This is a genomic window from Brevibacterium metallidurans (assembly GCF_037101285.1).
Classification (GTDB): Bacteria; Actinomycetota; Actinomycetes; order Actinomycetales; family Brevibacteriaceae; genus Brevibacterium; species Brevibacterium metallidurans.
This window is the reverse complement of record NZ_BAAAAF010000014.1, coordinates 19,984-42,878: the sequence shown is the minus strand read 5'-3', so window position 1 is coordinate 42,878 and position 22,895 is coordinate 19,984. Positions and strand designations below refer to the sequence as shown.

General features: G+C 66.1%; 20 protein-coding genes. 16 read left to right on the top strand and 4 right to left on the bottom strand.

Annotated features, from left to right (window positions below):
* The first annotated feature begins 76 nt into the window (after positions 1–76).
* The 12 genes from AACX88_RS14565 to ccsB all read left to right on the top strand — a co-directional run bounded on the left by AACX88_RS14565 (position 77) and on the right by ccsB (position 12,763).
* Positions 77–322, top strand: coding sequence for a glutaredoxin family protein (locus tag AACX88_RS14565; RefSeq protein WP_009380568.1), 246 nt, complete (start codon positions 77–79; stop codon positions 320–322).
* Positions 323–380: 58 nt separating this feature from the next.
* The gene (locus tag AACX88_RS14560; protein ID WP_009380567.1) at positions 381–1,073 is read left to right on the top strand and encodes a redox-sensing transcriptional repressor Rex; all 693 of its coding nucleotides are present in this window, start codon (positions 381–383) and stop codon (positions 1,071–1,073) included.
* Positions 1,070–3,562, top strand: a complete 2,493-nt coding sequence (gene hemA, locus AACX88_RS14555) for a glutamyl-tRNA reductase (RefSeq protein WP_100227532.1) — start codon at positions 1,070–1,072, stop codon at positions 3,560–3,562. The genes AACX88_RS14560 and hemA overlap by 4 nt, the downstream gene beginning before the upstream one ends.
* Positions 3,559–5,178, top strand: coding sequence for a bifunctional uroporphyrinogen-III C-methyltransferase/uroporphyrinogen-III synthase (locus tag AACX88_RS14550; RefSeq protein WP_238614638.1), 1,620 nt, complete (start codon positions 3,559–3,561; stop codon positions 5,176–5,178). The genes hemA and AACX88_RS14550 overlap by 4 nt, the downstream gene beginning before the upstream one ends.
* Position 5,179: 1 nt before the next feature.
* Complete coding sequence (gene hemB / locus AACX88_RS14545) at positions 5,180–6,163, top strand: porphobilinogen synthase (protein ID WP_009380563.1); 984 nt, start codon at positions 5,180–5,182, stop codon at positions 6,161–6,163.
* Positions 6,160–6,627 carry a MarR family winged helix-turn-helix transcriptional regulator gene (locus tag AACX88_RS14540; RefSeq protein WP_009380562.1) on the top strand — a complete coding sequence of 156 codons (468 nt, stop codon included), beginning with the start codon at positions 6,160–6,162 and terminating at the stop codon, positions 6,625–6,627. The genes hemB and AACX88_RS14540 overlap by 4 nt, the downstream gene beginning before the upstream one ends.
* Entirely contained in the window at positions 6,624–7,991 is a 1,368-nt protein-coding gene (hemL, locus tag AACX88_RS14535; protein ID WP_009380561.1) for a glutamate-1-semialdehyde 2,1-aminomutase, read from the top strand. Before AACX88_RS14540 ends, hemL begins: the two co-directional genes overlap by 4 nt.
* The gene (locus AACX88_RS14530) at positions 7,991–8,632 is read left to right on the top strand and encodes a histidine phosphatase family protein (RefSeq protein WP_009380560.1); all 642 of its coding nucleotides are present in this window, start codon (positions 7,991–7,993) and stop codon (positions 8,630–8,632) included. The genes hemL and AACX88_RS14530 overlap by 1 nt, the downstream gene beginning before the upstream one ends.
* Complete coding sequence (locus tag AACX88_RS14525) at positions 8,629–9,225, top strand: TlpA family protein disulfide reductase (RefSeq protein WP_009380553.1); 597 nt, start codon at positions 8,629–8,631, stop codon at positions 9,223–9,225. The genes AACX88_RS14530 and AACX88_RS14525 overlap by 4 nt, the downstream gene beginning before the upstream one ends.
* 5 nt (positions 9,226–9,230) lie before the next feature.
* Positions 9,231–9,986: a cytochrome c biogenesis CcdA family protein gene (locus AACX88_RS14520; RefSeq protein ID WP_040342424.1), complete on the top strand. Its 756-nt coding sequence runs from the start codon at positions 9,231–9,233 to the stop codon at positions 9,984–9,986.
* Positions 9,986–11,638, top strand: coding sequence for a cytochrome c biogenesis protein ResB (resB, locus tag AACX88_RS14515; RefSeq protein WP_259788264.1), 1,653 nt, complete (start codon positions 9,986–9,988; stop codon positions 11,636–11,638). Before AACX88_RS14520 ends, resB begins: the two co-directional genes overlap by 1 nt.
* A 105-nt stretch (positions 11,639–11,743) precedes the next feature.
* The gene (gene ccsB, locus AACX88_RS14510) at positions 11,744–12,763 is read left to right on the top strand and encodes a c-type cytochrome biogenesis protein CcsB (RefSeq protein WP_009380547.1); all 1,020 of its coding nucleotides are present in this window, start codon (positions 11,744–11,746) and stop codon (positions 12,761–12,763) included.
* A 351-nt stretch (positions 12,764–13,114) separates the two neighbouring features.
* On the opposite strand, the gene AACX88_RS14505 is transcribed toward ccsB, so the two are convergent.
* On the bottom strand, positions 13,115–13,837 hold the full coding sequence (locus AACX88_RS14505) for an SDR family NAD(P)-dependent oxidoreductase (RefSeq protein ID WP_339393608.1): 723 nt from the start codon (positions 13,835–13,837) through the stop codon (positions 13,115–13,117).
* Positions 13,838–13,894: 57 nt separating this feature from the next.
* Here AACX88_RS14505 and AACX88_RS14500 point away from each other — a divergent pair, with 57 nt between their 5' ends.
* Positions 13,895–14,446, top strand: a complete 552-nt coding sequence (locus AACX88_RS14500; protein ID WP_040342412.1) for a MarR family winged helix-turn-helix transcriptional regulator — start codon at positions 13,895–13,897, stop codon at positions 14,444–14,446.
* A gap of 8 nt (positions 14,447–14,454) precedes the next feature.
* Here the strand turns inward: AACX88_RS14500 and AACX88_RS14495 are convergent, their stop codons facing one another.
* Complete coding sequence (locus AACX88_RS14495) at positions 14,455–14,886, bottom strand: PLDc N-terminal domain-containing protein (protein WP_009380543.1); 432 nt, start codon at positions 14,884–14,886, stop codon at positions 14,455–14,457.
* A 157-nt stretch (positions 14,887–15,043) separates the two neighbouring features.
* On the opposite strand from AACX88_RS14495, the gene AACX88_RS14490 reads away from it, so the two are divergent.
* The gene (locus tag AACX88_RS14490) at positions 15,044–15,370 is read left to right on the top strand and encodes a DUF4229 domain-containing protein (protein ID WP_339393607.1); all 327 of its coding nucleotides are present in this window, start codon (positions 15,044–15,046) and stop codon (positions 15,368–15,370) included.
* An 82-nt stretch (positions 15,371–15,452) separates the two neighbouring features.
* Here the strand turns inward: AACX88_RS14490 and AACX88_RS14485 are convergent, their stop codons facing one another.
* Entirely contained in the window at positions 15,453–16,385 is a 933-nt protein-coding gene (locus tag AACX88_RS14485) for a 1,4-dihydroxy-2-naphthoate polyprenyltransferase (RefSeq protein ID WP_095376757.1), read from the bottom strand.
* A gap of 91 nt (positions 16,386–16,476) precedes the next feature.
* Positions 16,477–17,691 (bottom strand): AMP-binding protein, encoded by a 1,215-nt coding sequence (locus tag AACX88_RS14480; protein WP_063249228.1) that lies wholly within the window; start codon positions 17,689–17,691, stop codon positions 16,477–16,479.
* A 454-nt stretch (positions 17,692–18,145) separates the two neighbouring features.
* On the opposite strand from AACX88_RS14480, the gene AACX88_RS14475 reads away from it, so the two are divergent.
* Together AACX88_RS14475 and AACX88_RS14470 are read left to right on the top strand one after the other, a co-directional pair.
* Complete coding sequence (locus tag AACX88_RS14475) at positions 18,146–20,302, top strand: site-specific DNA-methyltransferase (RefSeq protein WP_339393606.1); 2,157 nt, start codon at positions 18,146–18,148, stop codon at positions 20,300–20,302.
* A complete protein-coding gene (locus AACX88_RS14470) occupies positions 20,303–22,891 on the top strand; it encodes a DEAD/DEAH box helicase (RefSeq protein WP_339393605.1) in 2,589 nt (862 codons plus the stop codon).
* Positions 22,892–22,895 lie beyond the last annotated feature (4 nt).

Here is a 22,895-nt window from a genome sequence, read left to right as displayed (position 1 = left end):
CCGGGTACGGTCCTACGCCCCCGCTCGAATCCCATTTCGGCGGGGTTTGTTGTCACCTTCACAACAGGAGTGTGTCGTGGTCGAGCTGACCTTCCTCACCCGCGCCGGTTGCCACCTGTGCGAGACCGCGAAGGCCACCGTCGCCGAGGTGGTGTCCGGCAGGGACGTCACCGTGACCGAGATCGACATCGACACCGACGAGGAGCTGACCGGCCGGTACGGCTGGGACGTCCCCGTGGTGCTCCTCGAAGGACGACAGCACAGCTTCCACCGGGTCGACCGGGACAGGCTGTCCCGGGCGCTCGAGGCGCTGGGCGCATGAGGCGCCCAGCGGCCGCAGCCCGGAACGCATGAGCAGAGTGAAGGAGTGACACGGTCCAGTGGGCGAGATTCTCTCCGCGGGCAGCATCGAGGGTGTCGTTCGCAAGGACGTCCCCGAGCGCGTCATCTCCCGACTCCCGATCTACCTCCAGACGGTCGAGACGATCGCGGCCACCGGCCAGACCACCGTGTCCTCGGAGGCGCTGGCCAGCCGCAGCGGCGTCTCCCCGTCGATCCTGCGCAAGGACCTCTCCCAGCTCGGCCGTCCCGGACGCCGCGGCGTCGGCTACGCGTGTGCGGAGCTGGCGGCGACGCTGCGGTCCTTCCTCGGCCTCGACCGCGCTCAGAGCGTGGCGATCATCGGCGCCGGACGGCTCGGCTCCGCGCTCGCCGACTATGCCGGCTTCCGCGGCCGGGGCCTGCGGCTGACAGCGATCTTCGACGTCGACGAGGCGAAGATCGGCACCACCATCGGAGCGCTCACCGTCTCCGACCTCAGCGAACTCGCCACCTGGCCCGATGACATCGACCTCGTGGTCATGGCGGTTCCCGCCTCCGCGGCACCGGCGGCGGCGCGCATCGCCGCCGACGCCGGCGTGCGCGGCATTCTCAACTTCGCACCCACAGTGCTCGAGACCCCGGACTCCGTGCGGGTCCGACAGGTGGATCTGGCCAGTGAGCTGCAAGTACTCGCGTATTACTCGGCGCTCGATGACAACGCCGGCACTCCAGTTGAGGAGCACAGCAATTGACTCTCTTGGTTCTCGGCATCTCCCACCAGTCGGCGCCGATCGACATGCTCGACGCCCTGGCCTTCGGCACCGATGACGTCGACCGTCTGCGGACCGACGCCCTCGGCGGTGCGAGCGTCGACGGTCTCGCCGTCCTCTCGACGTGCAACCGCCTCGAACTCATCGCCGACGTCTCCGCCTTCCACGGCGGGCTCGCCGACCTCGGCAACGCACTCGTGTCCTCGATCGACAAGGAATGGCAGGACATCGCCGGGCACTTCTACGCCCACTACGACTCCCAGGCCCTCCAGCACCTCCTCAAGGTCGCCTGCGGACTCGACTCGATGGCGATCGGCGAGGCCCAGATCCTCGGTCAGCTGCGCTCGACGTTCACCGATTCGATGGCGGCCGGAGCCCTGACCTCCGACCTCTCCCATGCCCTCCAGCAGAGCCTGCGGGTGGGCAAGCGAGCCCATTCCGAGACCGGCCTCGACCAGGTGGCCCGCTCCCTCTTCGGTGCCGCCCTGGAGGCCTCCCAGGCCCACATCGGTTCGCTGCGCGCGGCGAACGCGCTGGTCATCGGGGCCGGTGCGATGTCGGGCCTCGTCGTCGCAGGCCTCCACAAGGAGGGCGTCAACCACCTCACCGTGCTCAACCGCACGATCGAGAAGGCCGAACGCCTCATCGCCGAGGTGGGCGGCCGTGCCCGTGAGCTCACTCCGCGGACACTCGCCGAGGAGATCGCCGACGCCGACCTCATCATCTCCTGCACCGGCGCCCGCGGCGTCGTCGTCACCCGCGACGACATCGTCGCCGGTCTCTCGCAGAGTTCGAAGTCCGCGGCGAACAAGGCCTTCATCGACCTCGCCCTGCCGCATGACATCGACCCGAGCGTGCGCGAGTTCGAACACGTCGCCCTCTTCGGCCTCGGTGAGATCCGCAATCTGCTCACGAGCTCCGCGAACGAACGCGACGCCGCCGTCGTCGAGACCGTCGAAGCCGTGCGCGCTATCATCGCCGAGGAGGCCGACAAGCTCGAGTCCGGGGCGAAGGAACGCGCCGTGGCCCCCACCGTCACCGCCCTGCGCACGCATGCCAAGGACGTCATCGCCGCCGAGACCGAGCGCCTGGAGAAGAAGATCGGCGAATCCGTCGACGAGAAGGTCTTCGCCGAGATCCGCAAGTCGCTGCACCGTGTGGCCGAGAAGCTCATCCACACCCCGACCGTCAAGGTCAAGGAGCTCGCGGTCTCCGACTCCGACGTCGACTACGCCCAGGCCCTCATCCAGCTCTTCGACCTGCCGACGATCAAGGTCGCCCACGCGAAGGCGACCCCGGAGACGAAGGTCGCGAAGGCCTCGAGCCCCGAGCACATCGAAGCCGACGGACTCCGTCCCGTCGCCGACCACACCCTCGACGTCGTCGAACCCGAGCATCCGACGGGCCGGACGATCCGACTCGGCACCCGCCGCTCCCAGCTCGCCCGCTCGCAGTCGACGGCGATCGCCCACCAGATCGCGGCCCTGACCGGCTGGCGGGTCGAGATCGTCGAGGTCGTCACCGAAGGCGACGTCAACATGTCCCCGCTCGCCGGATTCGGCGGCACGGGCGTGTTCGTCTCCGCCGTGCGCCAGGCCCTCCACCAGGGCCAGATCGACGTCGCCGTCCATTCGCTCAAGGACCTGCCGACGACGCCGGAGCCGGGCATCCAGCTCGCAGCGATCCCGCCCCGCGTCGATCCCGCCGACGTCCTCATCGGCCGCGACGGCCTCAGCCTGAGCGAGCTGCCCGCCGGCAGCGTCGTCGGCACCGGTTCGCCGAGGCGCGCCGTCCAGCTGCGCGCCGCCCGCCCCGACATCGAGGTCCGCGGGGTCCGCGGCAACGTCGACACCCGCATCGCCCATGTCCGCGACGGCCGCCTCGATGCCGTCGTCCTCGCCGCAGCCGGTGTCCGTCGCATCGGGCGCCTCGCCGAGGCGACCGACCTCCTCGACTTCGACACGATGCTTCCCGCTCCCGGACAGGGGGCGCTGGCGATCGAGACCCGCGGCGCCGACAGCCCGTTCACCCAGGACGAGGAGCTCATGGCCGGCGACGTCGCCATCCGCACGGCCCTGCGCCGCCTCCACGACGAGGCCACCGACCTCGCCGTGACCTGCGAACGGGCCATCCTCTCCCGCGCCGAAGCCGGCTGCTCGGCCCCGATCGGGGCCCTTGCGACGATCGAGGGCGAAGAGGTCGTCGTCACCGCGATGATGGCCGATGACGACGGCACCATCGCCCGCACCCGGATGTCCGCGCCGCTGCCCGTCGTCGACGGCGACCTCTCCTCCCGCGACGACGAAGCGCTCAAGGTCGCGGGCAAGGAGATCGCCCGTGTCGCCGACGAACTCGGCACCGCCGCCGCCGAGGACCTGTTGCGCCGACTCGACATCGACCCTGCGCAGTCGTCGGACCACCTCACCCCCGTCAAGGCCGCCGCCCAATCGTCGTCCCAGGGGCGCGCATGAGCAGCGCGGAGATGCCGGAGAAAGCGCCGACGGGACAGGTCCAGCCCCGTCGGCTGCTGCCGGTGGCCCCACGCGTCGTCTTCATCGGCTCCGGGCCCGGGGAGGCGGGACTGATGACCGCCCGGGGTGCTGACATCCTCGCTGACGCCTCCCTCGTCGTCTACGACGCCCAGGTCCACGCAGAGATCGTCACCGCCTACGTCCCGCAGGCGGCCGAGGTCATCGACGCCGCCGAACTCGGCCAGGCCGCCTCGACCCGCGGGCGCCGCCTCGCCGACCTCGCCCGCCCCGACAAGACCGTCGTGCGCCTGAGCTCGGACGACGGACTCCTCTTCACGACGACGACCACCGAGGCGGCCGTGTGCCGCAAGGCCGGCATCGACGTCGAGATCGTCCCCGGAGTCGGCCTGTCCGCGGCGACCGCCGCCTACACGGGCACTCCGCTGACGACGAACCGCGTCCGCTCGGTGCGCTACATCGAGTCCGGCCCGCAGACCCACGTCGACGTGTCCAAGCACCGCAACACCACGCACGTGCTCACCGGCACTGCCGCCGAGCACGAAGAGGCCTTCCGCGCCCTGCTCGCCGACGGCTGGGACGAGACGACGAAGGTCCTCGTCGGCTGGGGGATCTCGACGACGGAGCAGACGACGGTGGAGACGACCCTCGGCCAGGCCGCAGCCCTGTGCCGGTCCGCCGGGGACCGGATGGTCGTCATCATGGGCCAGGGCGTCGAGGACCGCGGAGAGCTCAGCTGGTTCGAGACCAAGCCCCTGTTCGGCTGGCAGGTCCTCATCCCGCGGACGAAGGAGCAGGGGACCTCGACCGCCGAGGCGCTCGCCGAGCTCGGCGCCGTCGGCACCGTGGTGCCGACCATCGCGGTCCAGCCGCCGCGCACCCCCACGCAGATGGAGAAGGCGATCCGCGGCCTCGTCGACGGATCCTACGAATGGGTGGGCTTCACCTCGGTCAATGCCGTGCGCGCCGTGCGCATGTGGTTCGAGGACTTCGGCCTCGACGCCCGCTCCCTGGCAGGTGTCAAGGTCGCCGCCGTCGGCGGACGCACCGCCGCGGCGCTGCTCGACTGGGGGATCACCCCTGACCTCGTCCCCGACGGCGAGCACTCCGCCCGCGGACTCGCCGCCTCCTGGCCGGACTACGTCGACGACATCGACCCGATGAACACCGTCCTCCTGCCGCGTGCCGACATCGCCACCGAGGTGCTCGTGGCCGGCCTGCTCGAGAAGGGCTGGGACGTCGACGACGTCACCGCCTACCGCACGGTTCGCGCCTCCCCGCCGCCGGCGCCGATCCGGGAGGCGATCAAGGCCGGCGACTTCGACGCGTTCCTCTTCACGTCGTCGTCGACGGTGCGCAACCTCGTCGGCATCGCCGGCAAGCCCGCGGCCACCTCGGTGATCTGCTGCATCGGACCGGCCACGGCGAACACCGCGGAGGAGCACGGCCTGCGCGTCGACGTCCTCGCCGAGGAGGCCAACCTCACCTCCCTCATCGACGGACTCGTCGCGTTTGCGACGACGATGCGCGATGAGGACCTCGCCGCGGGGCAGACCCCGATGCGCCCCAGCCAGAAACGCCGGAGAAAGAAGGCCTGACATGGCACCGATCATCCGTCCGCGCCGCCTGCGCTCGACACCGGCAATGCGCCGCCTCGTGAGCGAGGTGCGGCTCCATCCGGCCGACCTCGTCCTGCCCATGTTCGTCAAGGAGTCCCTCAGCCAGCCCGCGCCGCTCTCGGGCATGCCGGGGGTCGTCCAGCACACCCTCGACTCGCTCCTCGACGCCGCACGCGAAGCGGTTGCGGCCGGAGTCGGCGGGCTCATGCTCTTCGGCATCCCCGAGGTCCGCGACGAGACCGGGTCACAGGCCGATGATCCCGAAGGCATCCTCAACCGGGCGCTGCGACTGCTGCGTGATGAGTTCGGCGACGAGACGGTCATCATGGCCGACCTCTGCCTCGACGAGTTCACCTCCCACGGCCACTGCGGCGTGCTCGACGAGACCGGCCGCGTCGACAACGACGCGACCCTCGTGCGCTACGCGTCGATGGCGGTCGCCCAGGCCCGCGCCGGTGCCCACGTCGTCGGTCTCTCGGGGATGATGGACGGCCAGGTCGCCGTGTGCCGGGAGGCCCTCGACGACCACGGCTTCACCGATGTCGTCGTCCTCGGCTACACCGCGAAGTACGCCTCGGCGTTCTACGGGCCCTTCCGTGAAGCCGTCGACTCCGAGCTCAAGGGCGACCGCAAGACCTACCAGCAGGATCCCGCAAACGGCCGCGAGGCCATGCACGAACTCGACCTCGACCTTGCCGAGGGCGCGGACATCGTCATGGTCAAGCCCGGCCAGCCCTATCTCGACGTCCTCGCCGAGGTGGCCGCCGAGTCCCCGGTGCCCGTGTGGACCTACCAGGTGTCCGGCGAATACGCGATGATCGAGTTCGCCGCGGCGGCCGGGGCGATCGACCGGGAGAGGGCGATCGAGGAGTCCCTCATCGGCTTCAAGCGCGCCGGAGCCGACGCGATCCTCACCTACTGGGCCACCGAGGTCGCCCGGCAGCTGACGGGAGGCCGACGATGAGCGAACCGCGCTGGCTCTCGACCGCCGAACAGAAGTCGTGGCGCAAGTACCTCACCGGCAGCCAGCTGCTCCACACCCAGGTCGAAGCCGACCTGCGCGAGCACTTCGGCATCGGCCTGCCCGAGTACGAGATCCTCGTGCGCCTGAGCGAGAGCGAGAACCGCTCGCTGCGCATGGCGCAGCTCGCCGCGGACACGACGATGTCGCGTTCGCGTCTGACCCACAGTGTTGCGAGAATGGAGAAGAAGGGGCTGCTCGCGAGGTGCCCGATCCCCGAGGACGGTCGCGGCGTGAGCTGTGCGATGACCGACGCAGGATGGGACCTCCTCGTCTCGGCCGCCCCGACGCACGTCGAGAGCGTGCGCGACAACCTCGTCGACCTGCTCGAACCCGAGGAGATGGCGACACTCGGAACCATCTTCACGAAGGTCACCCGGCACCTCAGGGCGAAGGAGAACTCATGACCGAGACCCGGACCACCGCGAACCAGCCGACCACCGAATCGGCGGCGCTCTTCACCCGAGCCGAACGCGTCATCCCCGGCGGGGTGAACTCGCCGGTGCGGGCGTTCCGGGCGGTCGGAGGCACCCCGCGCTTCATCACCTCGGCGACGGGGGCCTGGCTGCGCGACGCCGACGGCAACGACTACATCGACCTCATCGGCTCGTGGGGGCCGATGATCATGGGCCATTCGCGCCCCGAGGTCCTCGCCGCAGTCCAGGAGGCCGCCGTCAAGGGCTTCTCCTTCGGCACCCCGTCCGTCGGTGAGGTCGAACTCGCCGAGGAGATCGTCTCCCGAGTCGACCCCGTCGAGGAGGTGCGCCTGGTGTCCTCGGGCACCGAGGCGACGATGAGCGCGATCCGCCTCGCCCGCGGCTTCACGGGCCGACCCAAGGTCGTCAAGTTCGCCGGCTGCTACCACGGTCACGTCGACTCGCTGCTCGCGCAGGCCGGATCCGGGCTCGCGACCTTCTCCCTCCCCGACACGCCGGGGGTGACCGGGGCCCAGGCCGAGGACACCATCGTCGTGGACTACAACGACGCCGAGGGCCTGCGCGCCGTCTTCGCCGAACACGGGGACTCCATCGCCTGCGTCATCACCGAGGCGAGTCCCGGCAACATGGGCGTCGTCCCGCCCCGGGACGGCTTCACGAACACGATCCGCGAACTCACGAAGGCGCACGGTGCGCTGATGATCAGCGACGAGGTGATGACCGGGTTCCGCGTCTCCGCCGCCGGATGGTACGGCTACGAATCCGAGACGCTCGGCTACCCCGAGGGTCCGGCCGACCTCTTCACGTTCGGCAAGGTCATGGGCGGCGGATTCCCCGCCGCGGCCTTCGGCGGTCGCGCCGACGTCATGGCCCACCTCGCTCCGGCCGGTCCCGTCTACCAGGCGGGCACGCTCTCGGGCAATCCGGTCGCCACGGCAGCGGGACTCGCGACGCTGCGGCTGACCACCGACCTCGACGTCTACTCGCACATCGGCCGGGCTGCCGACATCCTCCGTCCCGCGGTCGCCGAAGCGCTCGCGGCCGAGGGGGTGGCCCACACGATCCAGTCGGCGAACTCGATGTTCTCCGTCTTCTTCACCGACCGCGAGGTCGTCGACTACGACGACGCCCGGGCGCAGAACGTCGAGCGCTACTCGGCGTTCTTCAACTCGATGCTCGCCTCGGGCATCCACATGCCGCCGAGTGTCTTCGAAGCGTGGTTCCTCTCCTACGCCCACACCGACGAGATCCTCGAGCGGATCATCGCGGCCCTGCCGGCCGCCGCGAAGGCCGCCGCCGCGGTGCCCGATAAGCCCGCCGGCCAGGAGGCGTGATGAGCACGATCCACCTCGTCCGCCACGGCGAAGTCGACAACCCCGAGGGCATCCTCTACGGCAGGATCCCCGGCTTCGGGCTGACCGAGCGCGGTCACGAGATGGCGCGCCGGGTCAGTGAGCACTTCGCGGAGGCCGACACGCAGCCCGTCGCGCTCGTCGCCTCCCCGCTGCTGCGCGCGCAGCAGACGATGGCCCCGCTGTCCGAGCGCCTCGGTCTGCCGGTGACCACCGACGACCGCGTCATCGAGGCGGCGAACTCGTTCGAGGGGCAGAAGCTCTCGGCACGCAAGCTCAGCGAACCGAAGAACCTCGTGCGCCTCTATAACCCGCTCATCCCCTCGTGGGGCGAGCCCTACCGGCAGATCGTGCTGCGGATGCAGGCGGCCATGGCCAGCCTCCGAGCCCGGCTCGCACCCCACGGCGAGGACGCCGAGGCCGTCGTCGTCTCCCATCAGCTTCCGATCTGGATGGCCAGGCTCGCCGGCGAAGGACGCTCCCTCGTCCACGACCCGCGCAAACGCGAATGCGCTCTGGCCTCTGTCACGAGTTTCACATTCGACTCGTCCACACTGGTATCCGTGAGCTACGAGAACATCTGCGCGGATCTCCAGCCCGGCCACGCGGTGGCAGGAGCATGATCGGCGACAACCGGCCCCTCGGCCGACGAGCGGTCCTCTCCGGCATCGTCGCAGGCACAGCGCTCGTCCTCAGCGCGTGCAGCGAGAACGACGACCTCGCCGCCCAGGCGGGATCCGATCAGGGGTACGTCTCCGGATCCGGCGTCGTCTCCCAGGTGCCGTTCAAAGACCGCGGCGAACCGCTCGACCTGAGCTTCACGACGATCGACGGCACGCAGATGTCGCTGGCCGACATCCGCCCGAAGCCCGCCGTCATCAACCTCTGGTACGCCGCGTGCCCGCCCTGCCGAGTGGAGGCCCCCGACCTCAAAGCCGTCTCCGAGGAGTTCGCCGACCGGGCACAGTTCATCGGCGTCAACGTCCGGGACCAGGAGCCCGAGGCGAGCGCGTTCATCGCGAACTACCAGATCCCGTACCCGAACATGATCGACTCGAACGGTGACATGGTCGCCCTCCTCTCCGGTGTCCTGCCGCCGCAGGCGACGCCGTCGACCGTCATCCTCGACGCGCAGGGCCGTGCCGCGGCCCGTGTCGTCGGCGCCGTCGACGAGTCGACTCTCAGGGGACTCATCGAGGACGTGCTGGCGGAGTGAGTGGGATCGGGGCGGACTTCGCCCAGGCGGTGCTCACCGGTCCTCTGCTGCTCGCGGCCGGTGCCGCAGCGCTTGCCGGACTCGTCTCCTTCGTCTCTCCGTGTGTGCTCCCGCTCGTGCCCGGCTACGTCGGCTATGTCACGGGACTGAGCGGGTCCTCCCTCAAGGACAAGGAGACGTGGCGCGTGGTCCTCGGGATCACGCTCTTCGTGCTCGGGTTCACCATCGTCTTCGTCATCCTCGGCACCGGCTTCTCCGCCCTCGGCGCCCTGTTCTCCCAATGGCAGGACATCGTCATCCGGATCCTCGGCGTCGGAGTGATGATCGCCGGGCTCGTCTTCATGGGAGCCTTCGGGTTCCTCCAGAGGGAACGGCGGATCCAGAAGAAGCCGAAGGCGGGACTCTGGGGTGCGCCGGTGCTCGGAGCGACGTTCGCGATCGGGTGGGCACCCTGTGTGGGGCCCACGCTCTCAGCCGTGCTGACGATGTCGCTGAGTTTCGGCTCCGACGGAACGCTGTGGCGCGGCGCCTTCCTCGCGTTCGTCTACTGCCTCGGCCTCGGCATCCCCTTCATCTTCCTGGCGATCGCCATCCACAAGGGTGCCGGCCGCCTCTCCTGGGTGCGCGAGCACCAGACGACGATCGTGCGCATCGGCGGCGCCCTGCTCATCGCGCTCGGCTTCGTCATGGCCATCGGACTGTGGAACCAGTGGATGAATTCCCTGCAGGGACTCATCTACGGATTTGAAGTGGTGATCTAGTGGCAGACAAGACTGCTGACAACACGACGACCGCGGGCGGCCGCGACGCAGGCCCGACGGCGCCCGCGTCGGGGAAGGGCCCGGATCGCACCGCTGTGACCCAACCGCAGCTCGGCTTCATCGGCATGTGCCGGTGGGCGTGGCGGCAGCTGACGACGATGCGCGTGGCGCTCATCCTCCTCCTCGTCCTCGCGCTCGCGTCGATCCCCGGCTCACTGCTGCCGCAGCGGATCCAGGATCCGGGGCGGGTGAACACCTTCCTCGACGAGAACGGGGCGTGGGGAGGCTTCCTCGACGCCATCGGAATGTTCGACGTCTACTCCTCGATCTGGTTCTCCGCGGTCTACCTGCTGCTGATGATCTCGCTGGTCGGATGCATCGTCCCACGCGCCGGCCAGCACTGGAAGGCGATGCGCTCCGCGCCTCCCAAGGGACCGCGGCGGCTGGGAAGGATGCCCGGATACGTGGCGTTCACCTCGGCGGAGGTCGAGGACGGGGAACTCACCGACGAGGAGTTCCTCGACGCCGCGCAGGCCCGGCTGAAGAAGCTCGGCTACCGCACCTCCCGCTACGGTGACCATGTCGCGGCCGAACGCGGCTACCTGCGCGAGACCGGCAACCTCGTCTTCCACATCGCGGTCCTCATGACGACCCTGACCATGGCGATCGGATCGCTCTTCGGGTACGAGGGTCAGCGCGTCCTCGTCGAGGGGGACACGTTCACGAACTCCCTCGTCGCCTACGATTCCTTCGATCCGGGCACCTACTACGATCCCGACAATCTTCCCCAGTTCCGCCTCACCCTCGACGACTTCGAAGCGACCTTCGACGACCAGGCCCTCGGCAACCAGTTCGGTCAGCCCCGCACCTTCGAAGCGCAGGTGACGTCGACGGTGAACGGGAAGTCGAAGACGGAGACGCTCAAGGTCAACGAACCCATCCGCGTCGCCGACACCGGCATCTACCTCACCGGCAACGGGTACGCTCCCGAGGTGACGGTGCGGGACGCGACGGGCAAGGTCGTGCGCTCCGGCCCACAGGTCTTCATCCCCGCCAACGGCGACCCCGGCTACACCTCGGAGGGGGCCATCAAGGTTCCCGATGCCGCGGGTGAGCAGATGGGATTCGTCGGCGTCCTGCTGCCGACGGCGACGCAGAACGAGCAGGGCGACCTCGTTTCGAACTTCGCCGAGCTGCGCAATCCCTACCTCGTCATGAGCGGGTACACCGGTGATCTCGGCCTCGATTCGGGGGTGCCGCAGTCGGTGTACACCCTCGACGCCTCGAGGATGACGCAGATGACCGATGCCTCGGGTGATCCGCTCGTCATCCAGCTCGTTCCGGGGGAGACGCAGCAGCTGCCCAATGGCGGTTCGGTGACGTTCGACGGGGTCAGGCGCTTCATCGCCGTCGACATCTCCCAGGACCCGACCCAGGCGCTCATGTTCATCAGCTCCGCCCTCGTCCTCATCGGCCTCGGACTCTCCCTGTTCATCCCGCGCCGTCGGATGTGGGTGCGGATCAAGGGCGCCGATGTCGAAGTGGCGGCGCTCGCCCGCGGCGAGGATCCGATGGTCGAACGCGCCGCGCGCGAACTCGCCAAGGACCTCGGCAGCGAGAGCCGCGACGACGATGACGACAGGGAAAGATGAGCCGGGCCTACTACAGGGAGTAGAATCGTGTTCGTGTGCTGCCCTGCAGCGAGCATGGCAGTCCGACAACGCTAGGAATTGAGCACCTCACGGTGCGGAGGAATCATGGACGTCAACCTTGATCTGGCGATGTGGTCGAACCAGCTCATCGTCTCCGCGATGGTCGTCTACGCCGTTGCGATGATCTTCTACGCCTTCGACCTCTTCGGCGGACGTGAGCTCAAGCGCTCCGAAGGTGCGACGGTCGCCGCGAAGCCGAGCACCGTCAGACGCACCAACAGGCGGACCGCGACAGCTCTGCTCGATCGGCCGGGTGCCGGTGACGACTCCGGCTCCGGGTCGGCGTCCGGCGGTGCCGAGGACCTCAAGGGCCGTGCCCGTCGCGGCGCCCGCATCGGCACCTCGCTGCTCGTCCTCGCCATCATCCTCCACGTCGCCTCGGTGCTCACCCGCACGTTCTCGGTGATGCGTGTGCCGTGGGGCAACATGATGGAGTACGTGCTCACGGCGACGGCCATCACCGTCATCGTCTACCTCATCGTGCTCACCCGCAAGGACATCCGCTACCTCGGGACCTTCCTCTCCGGTGCGGTGCTGCTCTCCCTCGGCCTGGCGATCACGGTGTTCTACACGCCCGCCGCGCAGCTCATCCCGGCGCTCGACTCCTACTGGATCGCCATCCATGTGCCGATCGCGATCCTCTCGACCGCTCTGCTCTCGATCTCCGCGATCCTCGCCGTCTTCCAGATCCTCAAGACCGTCAGCGAGGACAAGGATCCCAAACTGCTGCGCTTCATGCGCCGCCTGCCGTCGAGCACCGACCTCGAGCGCACTTCTTACATGCTCGCCGCGGTCGGCTTCATCACGTGGACATTCACCCTCATCGCTGGCGCCATCTGGGCCGAGGTCGCCTGGAGCCGCTACTGGGGCTGGGACACGAAGGAGATCTGGACCTTCGTCGTCTGGGTCATCTACGCCGCCTACCTCCACGCCCGTGCGACCCGCGGCTGGGGTCCGACGAAGGTCGCCGTCCTCAACCTCATCGGCATCGCCTCGGTGATCTTCAACTTCACCGTCGTCAACGTCTACTTCAACGGACTCCATTCCTACTCCGGGCTCGGGTGAGGCTCTCTCCTCCCTACCGAGACCGTTTGTGGTCGATAAACCGAGGCCGAAACGCCGTTTGAGCGTTTCGGCCTCGGTTTATCGACCACTACTGCGTTGGTTCGCGCCGAGGCGGGAGCGGTGGCCGTTGCCGCTGGTCACCACCCCGTGTGCGGTCGGAAAACCGAGCCAGATCGGCCATTTTCGCGTTTTGGCCTCGGTTCTTCGACCACAACTGGGGTCATGACTCAGGTGATACAGGGGTGGGTAGCGCCGTCACGGCCAGTACCATGGCCCCATGGCCTCAGCTGCGTGCCCCCGGCCTTGTGCGCGGCGCCTGAAGGACACAGAAGGCACTCGATCGGGCTGAAGTCAGCGCGTCGGCTGCTCTCCGCCGTTGACGGCGAACGTTTGGCCGGTGATCTGACCGGCGCCGGCCGATGCGAGAAACCATATGGTCTCTGCGATGTCCTCCGGAGCCCCGGCGCGCTTCGTCATCGCAGCTTCGATGAGCGATGCCCGGCGCTCGTCGGTGAGGTTGTCACCGAAGAACTCCGTGTCTGCGATGTATCCCGGAGAGACGACGTTGGCGGTGATTGCGCGGGCGCCGACCTCGCGCGCCAGGCCGATGTTCCATGACGCGATTCCGGCCTTGGCGGCACCGTAGGACTCCGCGCCCTTGTCGGCGGCGATGGATCCGATCGACAGGATGCGACCGTTCTCGCGCATGCTCGGCAGAAGAGCGCTTGTCATGAGCACGGCGCTGAGAAGATTGGCGTCGAGGTTCGCATGCCATGCCGCCGCGATGTCGGCGAGGCTGGCGGGTCGCGGGCGTTCGAAATCGGTGTTGCCCCCGGCATTGTTGATGAGGACGTCAACGGCTTCCAGCTGTCCTGCGAATCGTTCGACCTGGCCGGAATCGGTGCCGTCGACCGGTCTCGCAACGACGTCACCCTCGACTTCCCGGGCAGCTGCCTCGAGGACGCTCCGGCGCCGCCCGGTGATGATGACGTGCTCGCCCTCCCGTGCGAAGCGTTCTGCGCAGGCGCGGCCTATACCGGTTCCGCCCCCAGTGATGACGATTGTGCGTGGCATGGTCAGTCACTCCGTTCAGATCTAAATGTTTAGGTCTAAACACGGTAGGCTGAAGACATGAGCTCTGACAACCCTGGCGACGCTGCTGATTCGATCACCGGTGCTTGGGCACGCGAACGCCCCGACCTGCCAGGCGACTCGATCGGCATCGTGACGCGGATCTGGCATGCGTCGAAACTGCTCGGAGATGACCGGAATCGACTGCTGAGGCGACACGATGCCGATCCGGCCACGCTTGATCTGCTGTCGACACTGCGACGCGGAGGACAGCCGTATCGGATGTCGACGGGTGAGCTGGCGAGAGCATCGCTCATCACCAAGGGAGCGATCACGCAGCGGGTCGATCGTGCAGAGGCGCAAGGGTACGTGCGCCGTGTGACCGCGCCTGGAAGGAAAGTCGCGGAAGTCGAGCTGACCGACCGTGGGCGGCGGGTCAGTGACGAATTGGTTGAGGCCGTCCTGCGCCACGAGGAAGGGCTGCTTGCGGGTCTCCCACAGCATGAGCGTGATGATCTGGCAGCGTCACTCCGACGTCTGCTCGCACATCTCCATAGGGTGCTCGGCGCTCAAGGTGATGGCAACCCAGGACAGGTCGGCACCCGCGACTGACGCCGGCCTCAGCCCGTGTGGCCGCGGCCCTCTCCCTTGGAGCCTTCTGAGCCGTGCTCGTCCTCGGAGTCCGGGTCGTCGGGACGGTCCTCGGGATCGAGGGTGTCACCGGGAGGGGTCTCGGAGTCGGTCGGTTCGTCGTCACGGGGGCGATGCTTGCCGAGCTTGACCTCGCGGTCGACCTGGCGGAGGTAGTCCTCGTCGTCGTCGGGGGCGGTGGGTCCGCTGCGCCTCGGCGAGGGGTCGGGCCTGGCCTCGGAACCGCGCCCGAACACGTACCAGAGGACGAAGCCGATGATCGGGATGATGAGGATGATGAGCGCCCAGACGGGCTTGGGCAGGACTCGGACGAGACTCCGATCGCGCAGCAGACAGTCGAAGAGTCCGTACAGTGTGATCGCTGCCGCTAGGACTATCCCGGCAATGAGTACTCGAGCCATGGATCAAGGATAGTCGACCAACCTGAAGACCCGCTCAGTCAGGGGGTGATGAGTTTCGACAGGACGCATTGCCCGATCACCGGTGCACGGCTGCACCCCGGACGGCCGCGCGCGGTTCTGAGAGTCCACGCAGGCTGACCCGACTAGAATGGGTGCAATGCGCAGCTTCTGGATCTACACCCTCGCCCGGCTCGGCATCATCGTCGCCGTCGGGCTGCTTCTCCAACCCTTCCTCGGGTTCACTCTCGTCATGGCCGTCGCGGCGATCCTCATCGGCGCACTCATCAGCTACCTCGCGCTTGGTGGGATGCGGGCGAAGGTCGCCGGCGACATCGAGCACCGGCTCGCCAACCGCAGGAAGTCCAGGAAGCGCAAGGGCGCCGATGAGTCGTTCGAGGACAGCCTCGTCGATGAGAACGCCGCCGACGAGGCCGCAGCGACTGAGACGAAGTCAGAAGCCAAGAAGCCCGAATCGGGAGCCTGAGACTCCCACAGCTCCGCTGCCGAGCTCGGCACTCAGTCGCTGAGCACGAGTGCCGTCCGCGGCTTCCCGCCGCAGAGATCGACTAGAGCGCCAGGCCGAGCGCCATGAGCGCCGCGAAGCACAGTGCCGTGAGTCCCGTCGACTTGATCGTCGGAATGAGCCCTTCGCCGGTCGTCCCGCTGAGCACGGTCTTCAGCGGTGAGAGCGCGGGCACGAGAGCAAGCACCGCAAGCGCCACAGCAGGGTGCCCGTCGAGGATGGCGAGAGCCAAGAGCGCGAAGGGTGTGAGGACGAGCATCGCGTAGGCGATGCGCGCGCGATGGTCGCCGAGGCGGACGGCGAGAGTGATCTTCCCCGCCTCGGTGTCGGTGGGGATGTCGCGAAGATTGTTGACCATGAGCACCGCCGAGGCGAGCAGCCCGATCGAGACGGCCCCTGTCCACCCGCTCAGGGTCAGGGCTCCCACCTGCATCCACATCGTGCCGAGGGTGGCGACGAGACCGAAGAAGATGAAGACGAACACCTCGCCCAGTCCGAGGTACCCGTAGGGCCGCGTCCCGCCGGTGTAGAACCACGCGGCGGCCACAGCCGCGGCCCCGACGAGGAGGAACCACCACGCCTGCGAGATGAGGACGAGCGCGATTCCGACGAGACCGGCGATGCCGAAGCAGATGAACGCCGCGCGCTTGACCGCTGACGGCTCGGCGAGACCGGTCGCCGTCAGCCGCACAGGTCCCACACGCACATCGTCGGTGCCGCGGACGCCGTCGGAGTAGTCGTTGGCGTAGTTCGAGCCGATCTGGAGGAACAGGGAGACGAGGAGGGCGAGGAAGCCCTTGAAGACGATCCCCGAGAACGAGTGCTCGTGCCCGTCGTTCGTGTAGTCGCCGATGATGAACGACGTGAAGCCCCCGACCGCTCCGATCGCCGCTCCGGTGCCGATGAGCACGGGGGCGAGTGCGAGCGGCAGCGTCCGCAGTCGCGCGCCGGAGAACCACTGCGCGGCAGTTGCCATAGGGGTCGGACACCTTCCTCCGGGTTGGTTGAACCGTCTCATATTACCGAGAGTTCACTTGATCGGGAATTTCCCTCCGGTCATCGATCGGTCACGGTTCGGTGAGCATCTGCAGCCGTGCCCGGGCCACCTCGGCGGCCTGTCTGCGGTCGGGTTTGCCGATCGAACGGACGGGGATCTCATCGACGACGAGGACCTCCCGCGGAAGCATTCCCGCCGTGTCCGGGGGGACGAGGCCGCGCAGCACCTCACCGAGTCCGGTGGGGGATCCCGATCGTGCCCGCACCGCCTCCGAGGCTGCCTCGCCGAGGCGGACGAGGGCGACGATCCGCTGGCCCCACTCCGCATCGGGCACGGAGGTGACGAGCACCTCGGCGATGCCGTGGCCCTGCCAGGCCGGCAGGAGGGCGGATTCGAGGGCGTGCGGGGAGACGTTCTCCCCGCCGGAGACGATGACGTCATCGACGCGGCCGAGGACGCTGAGCACCCCGTTATCGATCCGCCCGAGGTCGGAGGTGCGGATCGTCCTCCCCGCACCCGTGCCCACGAGGGCCGGGGAGTCGATCGGGGTGAGGGCACCGTCCCCGGCGATGGCGACGTAGGCGTCGGCGACGACGGGTCCGGTGAGGTCGATCGTGCCGGCCTCGGTGATGCTCACCTCCACGCCGTCGAAGGGTCGGCCGTCGTAGACGCACCCGCCCGCGGTCTCCGACATCCCGTAGGTCCGCACGATCTTCAGCCCCGCCGCTTCCGCTCCTTCGAGCAGGGCGGGGGAGATCGCGGATCCGCCGAGGAGGATCGCCGTGAAGTCCGCAGCCGCCGAGGTGGCCGCGGGGTCGGCGAGGATCCGGTGCAGCTGCGTGGGGACGAGGGAGGTGTACCGCGGGCGCTCGCCTCCGCGGGCGACGAGCGCCCGGACGTCCTCGGCGAAGTTCGCTGCGGTGAACGAGGCGGCGGTCGAGCGGACCGGGTCCTCCCCGGCCAGGCGCGCGCGCATTTCGACCTGGAAGCCCGCGATGTGGTTGACCGGCAGGGTGAGGTACCAGCGGCCGGGACCGGAGAGGAAGCGCTCCGTCGCCCGCGCCGAGGTGGTCAGGGCCTCGGACGAGAGGGCGACGGCCTTCGCTGCCCCCGTCGACCCCGAGGTGTGGAGGATGAGGGCGGGGGAGGGTCCGTCTCCGCGCCAGAGGGCGGGGTCCGCCTCGGCGATGGACCCGGTCCGGGAGGTCGGCAGGAGGAGGATCGACTCCCCGGCAAGGGCCCGGTCGATCGCCTCCGGCAGCTGTGCTGGGGTCAGCTCTGCCACGGGCTCAGTAGTACCAGGGGAACGCCTGGACTGGCGTTGACTGGTGTTGGCAATGTTTGAACACTATAGCTGACCAGGGGTTTTAGCGTTGGCTATGTTGTCTGAAGTTGGTCATTTTTAACTCTCTTGCGGACTCTGTGCGGACTAGAGTGGCTCCATCTTGAACTGGCTTACATCATCTCACCGATCTACTGCGGTGCCACATTGGTTCAAATCTTCGAGTGCGTTCGGACCTGTTAAGTCGAGCTATCAAATCTGTATTTCTCAGTTGCCCAAGGTGTGGGGTCGGTTTCGTACTGAAGCATCTGCTACGGATAGACTGCAAGCGGTGGTACCGGCGTTAATTTGCGCCTTGTGAGGTTCTCACTACGTTGGTCTATCGCGCCGGCCCGGACGCGAACTCACGGAAGTACTGCTGTGGCTGAATACTGGTGCAATTGAAGGAGACTCGTCGGTGTCGAGACTGAGCGAACTGCTAAGGCAGGCGCGTAAGACTGATCCACAACTCGGTGCCGATCTGGAAAATGAGATTGCAGCTCTGACGAAACGTCGCACGTTTGGTCTTGTCTTCGAACAGCATCAGCCTGAAGCAGTTGAGTTGCCTGGACGACCAGTGCGACGAGGCGACAAGGTCAGGGTGCTTGCGCCTCGTGGGAAGACACGAACTGGAGACCAGCAGTTGTGGCGTGTCATTCGGACCGAGCATGTCGATGGGCAGCGGTTGGCTCATCTGGCTCAGTTAGATGGTGAGGAGCCGAAGACGCACACCGCGCTCATCGACGATGTAGTAGTTGTCGCAGAATTCCGAGATCGAATCTTTCCTGGTCTAGTCGAGACAGGCAGGGTCGAACGGGGTCGAGACAAGCCATTCCACTCGGTCATTAACGCCGAGAACTACCACGCCTTGGAGACACTGACGTACACCCACCGGCATTCCATCGACGCGATCTACATCGACCCGCCGTACAACTCCGGTGCTAGGGACTGGAAATACAACAACAATTACGTTGCTAGCGACGATGACTATCGGCACTCTAAGTGGCTGGCGTTTATGGAGCGACGTCTGAAGGTCGCACGTGAGCTACTCAAGCCCGAGGACTCAGTGCTTATCGTGACGATTGACGAGAAGGAGTACCTACGGCTCGGGCTGTTACTGGAGCAGACCTTCCCCGCAGCGCGGATTCAGATGGTGTCCTCATTGGTAAATCCAAAGGGCGTTGCCCGCGGACAAGAATTCTATCGAGTCGATGAATACCTGTACTTCGTATACATCGGTGATGCCGCCGTCCAGAAGAGTTCTGACCCCATGATCCTGACAGGGCGTCGTGAACATGAGGTAGACAGCGAAGCAACTCGATCAATTCGCTGGGGGAATTTGCTTCGATCCGGCTCGGATGCTCGCCGAGTAGACCGGCCACATCAGTTCTATCCCATCTTTTTATATGAGAGTACTGGGCGCCTTCACAGCATCGGGGAGCCGCTGTTGCCTGCCACAGCCGACCGCGAACAAGTCGAAGTTCCGCTCGGAACTGTGGCTGTGTGGCCGATTCGAAGAAATGGATCAGAGGGTAGATGGATGGTGGGCGCTACTGCATTACGTTCCCTGTTTGCTAAAGGATATGCATCAGTCGGACGATTCGACGGCACGAGCAGAGTCTCATTCCGATATGTAACTGAGAACCTGAGAAAACAGATCAGCGACGGGATAATCGTCGTAGAAGGACACGATGACGCTGGGACAGCCGTCCTTCGATACAGTGATGACGCTGTAATCGCTGACAATCCCAAGACTATGTGGAACAAGCTGTCGCATAGTGCTAGTGAGTACGGTTCAACGCTACTCGGAGAGATTCTGCCCGATCGCAAGTTTCCATTCCCGAAGTCGTTGTATGCCGTCGAAGACACCCTCCGGTTCTTTGTGAAGGACAAACCTGAGGCCGTGATATTGGACTTCTTTTCAGGATCTGGGACGACTGCTCATGCCGTCATGCGACTAAACAAGCAAGATGATGGTCGTCGTCAGTCGATATCGGTGACAAACAACGAAGTTTCGGCTAAGGAGCAAATAGAGCTTCGTAAGCAGAGATTTCGACCTGGAGATGCTGAGTGGGAGGCGCTTGGCATATGCGACTACATCACGAAGCCTCGCCTTACGGCGGCGATCACTGGTAAGACCCCGCAAGGTGAGCTGATTAGAGGGGATTATAGGTTCACGGACGAATTTGCGATGTCGGACGGCTTCGAGGAAAATGCAGCGTTCTTTACGTTGACTTATGAAGCTCCCTTATCAATACGGCACAACCGGGCATTTGGGCGCGTCGCGCCGATGCTGTGGTTGCGGGCAGGGTCGCGCGGTCGGATCATCTACGACCTGGGCGAGGACGGCTGGGACGTTGCCAGGTCGTACGGAGTGCTCGCGAACTTGGACCAAACTGACAAGTTCGTGGCGGCGGTGATCGACCGTCAGAGCGTCGAAATCGCTTACGTGGTCACAGACGACGAAAGCGCCTTTCAGATAGTGTGCCGGGAGCTGCCCGACGAGGTCATTCCCGTGAGATTGTACGAATCGTACCTCCAGAACTTCGAGATCAGCATGGGGCGGAGCCAGTAAATGCGATACACGCTTAAGGATTATCAGGCCGAAGCCGTCCGTGAGGTGTTGCGGAACTTCGAACGTGCTCGCGACTCTCACCGCCGCTACGGTGCACTCTCGCAGTTCTCGCTAACGGCGACGACCGGCGCGGGTAAGACCGTGATGGCCGCAGCTGTTATCGAGGCGCTGTTCTTCGGAAACGACGAGTTTGATTTCGAGCCCGATCCGGGAGCTGTAGTCCTCTGGTTCTCAGACGACCCATCGCTAAACGAGCAGTCGCGTGCCCGCATCCAGGCAGCCGCGAGCGAACTGGATTATCGCCTTCAGCCAGTTTCAGCTGACTTCACCGATGTTCACTTTCGGCCGCGCACGGTGTACTTCCTGAACACACAGAAGCTGAGTAAGAACTCGAAGCTTGTCCGCAGTGCCACGGGGCGAATCGAATCGTCTGACGCGGGCCTGTTCGAACCAGTGGGGCCTCCTGACAACGCCCAGACGTCGATCTACGACACGATTACTAACACTATCGCCAATGAAGGTCTCACCCTCTACCTCGTCTTGGACGAAGCACATAGGGGCATGGGCACTCGGGCGAGCGAGCGGTCCACGATCGTGCAACGGCTTATCAACGGACAGGGCTCAGTGCCGCCTATGCCGGTGGTATTTGGTATCTCAGCTACTGTTGAACGATTCGAGATCGCGATGAAGGAAGCAAAGGGCCGGGACGCACTGCCCTCCGTGCAGGTTGACTCCGCGCGCGTGCAAGCCTCTGGACTCCTTAAGGATGACATTGCGTTGTCGATCCCTGCCGAGGACGGTCCCTTCGAGACAGTGCTGCTGACCAGAGCAGTGGAGAAGGTCAAGCACTCCCAGAACGCATGGGAAGACTACGCACGCGAACAGGGGGAGTCAGAGGCTGTCTGTCCGCTTCTGGTCGTCCAGGTCGGTGACAAACCCTCGCATGAGACGCTCGCTCAGACGTTGGACACGATCTACGAGGCATGGCCGGAGCTACCCAGTGACGCGGTCGCGAACGTATTCGGCGAGCACACCGACCTCACCATCAGGCAACAGACTGTGCCGTACATAGAGCCGCAACGGGTGCAGGACGCGACCCATGTGCGGGTGTTGCTGGCAAAGAGCGCGATCTCCATGGGATGGGATTGCCCTCGTGCCGAGGTGCTCGTCTCGTTTCGACCCGCCAAAGACCGCACTCACATTACTCAGCTGCTCGGGCGGATGATGCGGGCGCCGCTTGCCCGTCGCATCCCCGGCAACGAAATACTGAATTCGGTCGATTGCCTGCTGCCGTTGTTCGACCGAAAGACTGCGACAAGTGTCGCGAAGCTGCTGATGAAGGGCGCGACGAGCAAGGACGCTGCCGAGGGAGAAGATGGCGGTGGTGGTCTGGGCCGCAGGGTGTTGTTCGACCCCATCCCGCTCTACGCGAACCCGGTTGTGGCGCAGGCAGTGTGGGAGCGGTTCGCAGCGATCTCCTCGGTGACGATTCCGAAGAAGAACGTTAAACCCGTCCGCAGGCTCACCGCGCTGGCCACGGCTCTATCAAAGGATCACCTCGTGGACGAGGCCGTGGAGCAGGCACACAAGCACCTCCACGCAGTTCTCGACGGACGCACCGTGCAACACAAGGCGAAGATCGAAAAGGCACGCGACGACGTGCTCACTATGGAGGGTGAGGAAGTCCTCGGTCGAGTCGGTGGCGGGTTATCCTATCGTGCCTTCTCCGTTAGCGCTGATCCGCGTGCAATCGAGGACTATTACCGTACTGCTACCCGTGTCCTGAGCCCTGCTCTGTGCGCCAGTTACGTCGATCACCTTGTCGGGCCGGATGGAGGCGAGGATGATCTCCTCGAAGCGCATATTACCGTCGCCTCCCTCGGGCGCGTGCCTGAGATCGGCCAAGCTATCGAGCAGGAGGCCGATACTCTGGCCCGTGAATGGCTCTCGCAGACCCGTGTCGCGCGTAAGGGACTTACCGACGAGCGCCAAGCTGAGTACGACGGCCTCGAGGCGATGTCCACCACACCGGAGCCCATTAGCCTCGCTGTCCCGAAGAACGGTCAGGCGGATACCAAAGTGCGCCATCCCGACGGCACCGAGGAAGACCTGCCCACCCGGGAGATGCATTTGCTTGCCTCGGCGGACGGGACGGTTCCAATCGCTTTGAACGAATGGGAGCGCCAGGTCCTTGACTCCGAAGTTGCGCAACCTGGCTTCCAAGCCTGGTACCGAAATCCAGACCGTGCCGTGAAGGAGTCCCTTGCTGTGGCGTACAAAGACGAGGTGGGCGACTGGAAGGCGCTACGTCCGGACTTCGTATTCTTCGGCACGAACCATGACGGTAGCGTTGCGGTGGACCTCGTGGACCCGCACGGCCACCACCTCTCCGATGCACTGCCAAAGCTACGCGGCCTCGCCGACTTCGCCGAGCGTTTCACTGGCGCCTTCCGCCGCATCGAGTCCGTGGCCGAGACAGGCGGAGTGTTGCGCGTGCTCGATATCACCAAGCCCTACGTACGCGCGGCGATTCGCGACACTCAGAGCGCCAAGGCTCTCTATGAGTCGGAGTTGGCCAGTGACTACTGACCTG

Bases quoted from the DNA above. Each gene is read 5' to 3' on its own strand.
- hemB (WP_009380563.1), top strand. From the start codon at position 5,180: ATGGCACCGATCATCCGTCCGCGCCGCCTGCGCTCGACACCGGCAATG.
- AACX88_RS14505 (WP_339393608.1), bottom strand. From the start codon at position 13,837: ATGCCACGCACAATCGTCATCACTGGGGGCGGAACCGGTATAGGCCGC.
- AACX88_RS14540 (WP_009380562.1), top strand. From the start codon at position 6,160: ATGAGCGAACCGCGCTGGCTCTCGACCGCCGAACAGAAGTCGTGGCGC.
- ccsB (WP_009380547.1), top strand. From the start codon at position 11,744: ATGGACGTCAACCTTGATCTGGCGATGTGGTCGAACCAGCTCATCGTC.
- AACX88_RS14525 (WP_009380553.1), top strand. From the start codon at position 8,629: ATGATCGGCGACAACCGGCCCCTCGGCCGACGAGCGGTCCTCTCCGGC.
- hemL (WP_009380561.1), top strand. From the start codon at position 6,624: ATGACCGAGACCCGGACCACCGCGAACCAGCCGACCACCGAATCGGCG.
- AACX88_RS14530 (WP_009380560.1), top strand. From the start codon at position 7,991: ATGAGCACGATCCACCTCGTCCGCCACGGCGAAGTCGACAACCCCGAG.
- AACX88_RS14490 (WP_339393607.1), top strand. From the start codon at position 15,044: ATGCGCAGCTTCTGGATCTACACCCTCGCCCGGCTCGGCATCATCGTC.
- AACX88_RS14495 (WP_009380543.1), bottom strand. From the start codon at position 14,886: ATGGCTCGAGTACTCATTGCCGGGATAGTCCTAGCGGCAGCGATCACA.
- AACX88_RS14500 (WP_040342412.1), top strand. From the start codon at position 13,895: ATGAGCTCTGACAACCCTGGCGACGCTGCTGATTCGATCACCGGTGCT.
- AACX88_RS14485 (WP_095376757.1), bottom strand. From the start codon at position 16,385: ATGGCAACTGCCGCGCAGTGGTTCTCCGGCGCGCGACTGCGGACGCTG.
- AACX88_RS14550 (WP_238614638.1), top strand. From the start codon at position 3,559: ATGAGCAGCGCGGAGATGCCGGAGAAAGCGCCGACGGGACAGGTCCAG.
- AACX88_RS14470 (WP_339393605.1), top strand. From the start codon at position 20,303: ATGCGATACACGCTTAAGGATTATCAGGCCGAAGCCGTCCGTGAGGTG.